The organism is Mycobacterium helveticum (assembly GCF_007714205.1).
GTDB lineage: Bacteria > Actinomycetota > Actinomycetes > Mycobacteriales > Mycobacteriaceae > Mycobacterium > Mycobacterium helveticum.
This window is the reverse complement of the sequence record NZ_VMQU01000268.1, coordinates 1-1,767: the sequence shown is the minus strand read 5'-3', so window position 1 is coordinate 1,767 and position 1,767 is coordinate 1. Positions and strand designations below refer to the sequence as shown.

1 protein-coding gene is annotated in these 1,767 nt (G+C 74.0%); it reads right to left on the bottom strand.

Features of this window, described 5'->3' with window-relative positions; all coding sequences use genetic code 11:
* Positions 1-1,634, bottom strand: a 1,634-nt coding sequence (locus tag FPZ47_RS27365) for a condensation domain-containing protein (protein WP_246859916.1), incomplete at its 3' end; no start/stop codon positions are given.
* Positions 1,635-1,767: the final 133 nt, after the last annotated feature.

The window sequence follows — 1,767 nt, the reverse complement described above, 5'->3', positions numbered from 1 at the left end:
GGGGGGGGGGGGGGCGGGGCCAGCAGCGCCCGCAGGTCGGCCGCGGGCAGCAGCTCGACCGACGCGAGGGCCGCGTCGGGGGTGATCGCGAACGCGTCGAACGCGTGGTCGAGGGCAGCGGCGATGCGCCGGACCGTCGCGGGCTCGTAGAGATCGGCGTTGCCCACGACCCGCACGGCGAGTTCGGCGTCCGGGGTCACGTTCACCCCGACGTTGAGGTCCAGCAACGAGATCTCGAAATCCATCGGGAGCGCCGACACCGTGGTGTCCCCGGTGCCGGTGAGGTCGCGCGGCAACAGCGCCCAGTCCTCGCCGCGGAAGTGGATGGAGTTCTGGAACAGCGGGTGGTTGCGCGACGGGGAGCGCGGCGGGTTGAGCGCCTCGACCAGCCGTTCGATGGGGAATTCCTGATGCGCCAGTGCGTCTTTCACCGTGTCACGGCTGCGCGCGACGAGGTCGCGCAGGCTCGGCTCCCCGGAGAGGTCGGTGCGCAGCACCACCACGTTGGCGCAGGGCCCGGTCAGGTTCGCGGCGCTCTCGTCGACCCGGCAGGCGACCGGACTGCCGACCGCGATGTCGGTGCCGCCGCCGAGTTTGTGCAACACGACGGCCAGGACCGCCTCATACACCGAGAATTCGGTGCTGCCCGACTCCTCGGCCAGCCGGACGAGGGCCGCCCGCCGCGCCGCGGAGACGGTGAAATCGACCACCTCGCCGCGTCTTCCGAGCACCGGCGGGCGCGCGCGGTCGGCGGCCACCGAGATGTCGGCGGGCAGCCCGTCCAGCGCGTCGCGCCAGTGGTCCAGCTCCGCGAGCGCCCACGGGCCCGGGGTGTCGAACGTGTTCCGTTGCCACCGGGCGTAATCGGCGAACTGCACCGGTGGTGCGGTCCACTGCGGCCCCCGCGCGTCCCGCCGCGCCCGGTAGGCCACGACCAGGTCGTCGAGGAGGATCCCGAAGGAGGTGTGGTCGGTCACCATGTGGTGGATCAGCACCAACAGCACGTGGGTGTCCGGGCCCAGCACCAGCAGGGTGGGCCGGATCAGCGGCTCCGATTCGAGGGTGAACACGTGGCGGCGCAGCCCGGCGATCGTGTCGTCGAGCCGCTCGGCGGCGACCTCGGTCACCACCGGCTCGAGCCGCAGTTCCGGGTGCACGTGCTGATACGGCATCCCGTCGTGTTCGACGAAGTTCGTGCGCAACACCTCGTGGCGGGCCACCACGTCGTTGAGCGCCGCGGTGAGCACCCCGGCGTCCAGCGGACCGGTGAAGCGCAGCGCGAGCGCCATGTTGAAGACGTCGTTGGCGCCCCTCATCCGGTACTGGAACCACATGGCGAGTTGGGAGTAGGACAGCGGCGGCCGGGCCGGTCGGGCCTCCCCGGTCAGCCGCGGCCGGGTGTCCGCGGGGCCGGATCCGGCACGCAGCCGTTCGACCAGCCGCGCCAGCCCGGCCGGCGTCGGGGCGTCGAACACGGCCCGCACGGTGCACTCCACCGCGAATGCGGTCCGGATCTGCGCCACCAGGCGGGCCGCCAGCAGCGAATGGCCGCCCAGCCCGAAGAACGAGTCGTCGGCGCCGATGCGGTCCCAGCCTTCGTCGCGACCGAACAGGCGGGCGAAGATCGCGCACATCCGGCGCTCGATCTCGGTGGCCGGCTGCCGGGGGGGGGCGGGGGGGCCCCCGGGGGGGGGGGGGGGGCCCCCCCCGGGGGGGGGGGCCCCGGGCGGGGGCGGGGGGTAGGGGGGGGGCCCCCAGTGGGGGGGG